Raw genomic sequence first — 5,589 nt, 5'->3', positions numbered from 1 at the left:
TCCCGGCATATTACCCCGCTTAATTACCCCCGTCATTTATCTTGAGAAACTCTTGCGGGATATTTTATTTTCTTGTACTCTATCGGGGGCAGATAATGCCTTGGAGGCATTATCGGCTTCTCTCCGGGTCGACGATCTCATCTTTTCCCGCGTACTGTTTTGATCAGGTTCCTCTCCCTACAATCCGTCCACGTCTTGAGCTCAGTCCAAGCGTCAAGGAGGACGAATGGCGGAGCCTTCCATCCCCTCACATCTCGCGGCCGCGGACCTGACGGACGGCAATCGTCTGATCGTGATCGTCATCGCCGTCGTCGCGCTCGCGGCGCTCGCTCTGGCCGGAGTCCTGGTGCGCCAGGTGCTCGCGGCGGGCGAGGGCACGGATTCCATGAAGAAGATCGCCGGTGCGGTCCAGGAAGGCGCGAAGGCCTATCTGGGCCGGCAGCTGCGCACCCTGGCCGTGTTCGCGGTCGTCGTCTTCTTCCTGCTCATGCTGCTTCCGGCGGACGACTGGAATCAGCGCGCCGGGCGTTCGGTGTTCTTCTTGATCGGCGCCGTGTTCTCCGCGACCACCGGCTATATCGGAATGTGGCTCGCGGTGCGCAGCAATGTGCGCGTCGCCGCCGCGGCCCGGGAAGCGGCCGCGGGGGGAGAGAAATCGGGAAAGGATCCCACGCTCGCCTCGCACAAAGCGATGAAGATCGCTTTCCGTACGGGCGGCGTCGTCGGCATGTTCACCGTGGGGCTCGGCCTGCTCGGTGCCTCCTGCGTCGTGCTGGTCTACGCGGCCGACGCGCCCAAGGTGCTGGAGGGATTCGGGCTCGGGGCCGCGCTGATCGCCATGTTCATGCGTGTCGGCGGCGGCATCTTCACCAAGGCCGCCGACGTCGGCGCCGACCTGGTCGGCAAGGTCGAGCAGGGCATTCCGGAGGACGATCCGCGCAATGCCGCGACCATCGCCGACAACGTGGGCGACAACGTCGGAGACTGCGCCGGGATGGCCGCCGACCTCTTCGAGTCGTACGCCGTCACTCTGGTGGCGGCACTGATCCTGGGAAAAGCGGCCTTCGGTGACGCGGGGCTCGCCTTCCCGCTGATCGTGCCCGCGATCGGCGTCGTCACGGCCATGATCGGCATCTTCGCCGTGGCGCCCCGCGCGAGCGACCGGTCCGGGATGAGCGCCATCAACCGGGGCTTCTTCGTGTCGGCCGTGATCTCGCTCGTCCTCGTCGCCGCGGCCGTCTTCGCGTACCTGCCGGGCTCGTACGCGGAGCTCGACGGGGCGATCGGGGAGGTCACCGGCAAGTCCGGCGACCCGCGGATCCTCGCGATCGTCGCCGTGGCCATCGGCATCGTGCTCGCCGCGCTGATCCAGCAGCTCACCGGGTACTTCACCGAGACGACCCGGCGGCCCGTGCGGGACATCGGGAAGACCTCGCTGACCGGGCCCGCGACCGTGGTGCTCGCCGGCATCTCGATCGGGCTCGAGTCGGCCGTCTACACGGCGGTGCTGATCGGCCTCGGCGTCTACGGCGCGTTCCTGCTCGGCGGCACGTCGATCATGCTGGCGCTGTTCGCCGTGGCGCTGGCCGGCACCGGGCTGCTGACCACGGTCGGCGTCATCGTCGCGATGGACACCTTCGGTCCGGTCTCCGACAACGCGCAGGGCATCGCCGAGATGTCCGGCGACGTCGAGGGCACGGGCGCGCAGGTGCTCACCGACCTGGACGCCGTCGGCAACACGACCAAGGCGATCACCAAGGGCATCGCGATCGCCACGGCCGTGCTCGCGGCGGCCGCGCTGTTCGGCTCGTACCGGGACGCGATCCTCTCGGCGGCCCACGACGTCGGCGAGAAGGTCGGCGACGCCGGGCCGATGAACCTGAACATGGACATCTCGCAGCCCAACAACCTGGTCGGGCTCATCGTCGGCGCCGCCGTCGTGTTCCTGTTCTCGGGGCTCGCGATCAACGCCGTGTCGCGGTCGGCCGGTTCCGTGGTCTACGAGGTGCGGCGGCAGTTCCGCGAGCACCCCGGGATCATGGACCACACGGAGACGCCGGAGTACGGGCGGGTCGTCGACATCTGCACCAAGGACGCCCTGCGCGAACTCGCCACGCCCGGACTGCTCGCCGTCATGGCGCCGATCGCGGTCGGCTTCACCCTCGGCGTCGGCGCGCTCGGCGCGTATCTGGCGGGCGCCATCGGCACCGGCACGCTGATGGCCGTCTTCCTCGCCAACTCGGGCGGCGCCTGGGACAACGCGAAGAAGCTCGTCGAGGACGGCCACCACGGCGGCAAGGGCAGCGAGGCCCACGCCGCCACGGTCATCGGCGACACGGTCGGCGACCCGTTCAAGGACACGGCGGGTCCGGCGATCAACCCGCTCCTGAAGGTCATGAACCTGGTCTCGCTGCTCATCGCGCCCGCGATCGTCAAGTTCAGCTTCGGGGACGACGCGAGCGTCGGCGTACGGGTCCTGGTCGCGGTGCTGGCGCTCGTCGTCATCGTCGGCGCGGTCTACGTCTCCAAGCGGCGCGGCATCGCGGTCGACGACGACGGGGACGACGCCGGACCGGCCGCCAAGCAGGCGGATCCGGTGGATCCGGCGGTGGTGCCGTAATGCCCTAGGAGCGTGCCGAAGACCGTGCGTGCGCGGTCAACACGGAGGCGGGCGGCCCGGATTGACGGGCCGTCCGCCTCTCGCGTGTCCCGGGTTTGCCGTTTCGTGTCCCGTGAGCCTTCTCTCCCTTGATGCAAATGGCCCCTAAAGGGGAAGAAACTGGTCATATCTAACGCCTCGCGTGCGATGGTCGTGTACTTGGCGTGTAAGTTCCGGGGCCGAGAGCCATGGAAGGGACCAATCCGGTGAACAAGAAGCTCGCGGCCGCACTGTCCGGCGGTGCGGTACTGGTACTGGCGCTGTCGGGCTGCAGCGGCGACGACAGCAACGAGGAACTGAACTCCTGGGCCAAGCAGGTCTGTGACGCCCGGGTGGCACCGGCGAAGAAGATCCAGGCCGCCAATGACTCGATCCAGAAGGTCAGCTCGGAGAACAGCAAGCCGGAGGAGGTGCAGAAGGCCGACTCCAAGGCGTTCCAGGACCTCTCCGACGCGTACGGCGACATCGCCGACGCGGTCGAGAAGGCCGGCCCGCCGCCGGTCGACGACGGCAAGAAGAAGCAGCAGAACGCCGTCAAGGAGCTCGACGCCCTCTCCACGGGCTACGCGGACCTGAAGAAGAAGGTCGACGCGCTCGACACCGGTGACCAGGCCGCGTTCGCCAAGGGCCTGGAAGGCATCGGCGAAGGCCTGACGAAGCTCAGCCAGAACGGCGACAACGCCGTCGCCGAGCTGCAGGAGGGCGAGGTCGGCAAGGCCATGGAGAAGCAGGAAGGCTGCAAGAGCACGGCCGCGACGCCGTCCGCCTCCAAGAACTCCTGAGTTCCTGCTTCTGGGCTTCTGGGCTTCTGGGCTCCTGAGGTTCTGAGCTCCTGACCTTCTGGGCTTCTCAGTTCCTGAGCCCATGAGTTCCGGGCCGCCCCACCGGCCCCACACGCCTCACGACGCCCCCGGTGCCCCCGCGCACCGGGGGCGCGGCCGTTCCCGGGTCACAATGGGAGCGTGAGTCGTACCAGCCTGGACAACCTGCCCGCCGCCGACCGTTCCGACGTCGCGCTCGCCCTGCGCGACGCGCTGCTCAAAGCCGAGTTCACCGCCGACGGGCTGCTCGACCTGCTCGGGGCGCCCGCGTACGCGGCGCTCGCGCGCAGCGAGACCGTGCCCGCGCTGCGGGCGACCCGCGGCGAGAGCCCCCTGGAGGCGCTCGTCCGCCTCTTCCTGCTCCAGCAGCCCGTGCCGCGTGCCCGCCTGGCGGACGTGCTGCCGCTCGACGCGTGCGTGGCGAGCGGCTGGCTGCGCGAGACCGACGGCGCCGAGGTCGCGGCGACCGTCGACGTGCGCCCCTACGGCGGCCCGGACGGCGAGGACTGGTTCATCGTCTCCGACCTCGGCTGCGCGGTCGGCGGAGCCGGCGGCATCGGCAGCCGAGAGGAGGGCGTCGTGCTCGGTGTCGGCGGCGCGTCCACCACGCTCGCCGGCATCACCGTGCGCACCCCGGTCGACTCCGCCCTGGACCTCGGCACCGGCTCCGGCATCCAGGCGCTGCACGCCTCCCGGCACGCCACCCGGGTCACCGCCACCGACCTCAACGCGCGGGCGCTGCACATCACCGCGCTCACCCTCGCGCTGAGCGGGGTCCCGGCCGCCGAACTCTCCGAGGGCTCCCTGTACGAGCCGGTCGGCGAGGCGACGTACGACCTGATCGTGTCGAACCCGCCGTTCGTCATCTCGCCCGGCGCCCGGCTCACGTACCGGGACGGCGGGATGAGCGGGGACGATCTGTGCCGCACGCTCGTTCAGCAGGCGGGGGAGCGGCTGAACGAAGGGGGGTACGCCCAGTTCCTGGCCAACTGGCAGCACGTGGACGGCGAGGAGTGGCAGGAGCGGCTGCGCTCGTGGGTGCCGCGCGGCTGCGACGCCTGGGTGGTGCAGCGCGAGGTGCAGGACATCACGCAGTACGCCGAGCTGTGGCTGCGCGACGCCGGTGACCACCGCACCGACCCGGCCGAGTACGCGGCGCGCTACGACGCGTGGCTCGACGCGTTCGAGGACGCCGGTGTGCGCTCCGTCGGCTTCGGCTGGATCACGCTCAGGAAGAGCGCGGCCGCCGCCGAGGAGCCGTCGATCACCGTCGAGGAGTGGCCGCACCCCGTCGAGCAGCCGCTCGGCGACACCGTGCGCGCCCACTTCGCGCGGGTCGACTGGCTGCGGGCGAACGACGACGCGGCGCTGCTGGAATCGGCGTTCAAGCTGTCCGGCGAGGTCGTGCAGGAGCAGGTCGGGCTGCCCGGCGCCGAGGACCCGGAGCACGTCGTGCTGCGCCAGGGACGCGGGATGCGCCGGGCCACGAAGGTGGACACGGTGGGCGCCGGGTTCGCGGGTGTGTGCGACGGGACGCTGAGCGCCGGCCGGATCCTGGACGCCATCGCGCAACTGATGGGCGAGGAGCCCGTGTTGCTGCGCGACCGTACGCCCGCGCAGATCCGCACCCTCGTCGAGCAGGGCTTCCTGGAGCCGGTGGCACTCGCCGGCTAGCCGGACTTCGCCCCGCGCTGTACGGGAGTTCACCCGGGGTTCCCCCGTGCGTGCCAGCCTCGCGGCCCTGGGTACCCGAAGCGGTACCGACTGCCGGGGGAGGCAAAGGCGATGGAGAGTACGCCTGCGGTGTTCGCGGGTGCCGTGTTCGCGCTGTTCGGGGCGGGACTGCTGCTGTGGACGGGGGTGCGGTCCGCACAGGGCGAACCGGTCGCGGAAGGAGTGCGTCCGGTCGCCGCGGCGGTGCTCACCGGCAGCGCCGGACTGCTCGCCGTGCTGGCCGCGACGTGGTGCTTCACGCGGGTCTGAGCGGCCGCCCGCACAGGTACGGAGAACCCGGCCGCACAGGTACGGAGATCCCAGCCGCACAGGTACGGAGAACCGGCCGCACAGGTACGGAGAACACGAGGACGCCCGCCCCGGTCGGTACCGGGG

Annotated in this window: 4 protein-coding genes; all 4 read left to right on the top strand. The window is 70.0% G+C overall.

Annotation, left to right across the window (positions count from 1 at the left end; all coding sequences use genetic code 11):
• Positions 1-226 precede the first annotated feature (226 nt).
• The 4 genes from ACFW9D_RS15135 (at position 227) to ACFW9D_RS15120 (ending at position 5,463) form a co-directional block, all read left to right on the top strand.
• Entirely contained in the window at positions 227-2,620 is a 2,394-nt protein-coding gene (locus tag ACFW9D_RS15135) for a sodium-translocating pyrophosphatase (protein WP_188338229.1), read from the top strand.
• Between the two features lie 227 nt (positions 2,621-2,847).
• Positions 2,848-3,441 (top strand): small secreted protein, encoded by a 594-nt coding sequence (locus ACFW9D_RS15130; protein WP_188338230.1) that lies wholly within the window; start codon positions 2,848-2,850, stop codon positions 3,439-3,441.
• 180 nt (positions 3,442-3,621) lie between these two features.
• A complete protein-coding gene (locus ACFW9D_RS15125; protein ID WP_188338231.1) occupies positions 3,622-5,154 on the top strand; it encodes a methyltransferase in 1,533 nt (510 codons plus the stop codon).
• A 111-nt stretch (positions 5,155-5,265) separates the two neighbouring features.
• Positions 5,266-5,463 carry a hypothetical protein gene (locus ACFW9D_RS15120; RefSeq protein ID WP_188338232.1) on the top strand — a complete coding sequence of 66 codons (198 nt, stop codon included), beginning with the start codon at positions 5,266-5,268 and terminating at the stop codon, positions 5,461-5,463.
• Positions 5,464-5,589: the final 126 nt, after the last annotated feature.

Origin of the sequence: Streptomyces sp. NPDC059524 (assembly GCF_042749255.1) — a bacterium.
GTDB classification, from domain to species: domain Bacteria; phylum Actinomycetota; class Actinomycetes; order Streptomycetales; family Streptomycetaceae; genus Streptomyces; species Streptomyces xanthii.
The sequence above is the reverse complement of the archived record's forward strand: the minus strand, read 5'-3'. Positions and strand labels throughout refer to the sequence as shown.

Excerpts from the sequence above, each read along its gene's own strand:
- ACFW9D_RS15135 (WP_188338229.1), top strand. The coding sequence starts at position 227 with ATGGCGGAGCCTTCCATCCCCTCACATCTCGCGGCCGCGGACCTGACG.
- ACFW9D_RS15130 (WP_188338230.1), top strand. The coding sequence starts at position 2,848 with ATGGAAGGGACCAATCCGGTGAACAAGAAGCTCGCGGCCGCACTGTCC.
- ACFW9D_RS15120 (WP_188338232.1), top strand. The coding sequence starts at position 5,266 with ATGGAGAGTACGCCTGCGGTGTTCGCGGGTGCCGTGTTCGCGCTGTTC.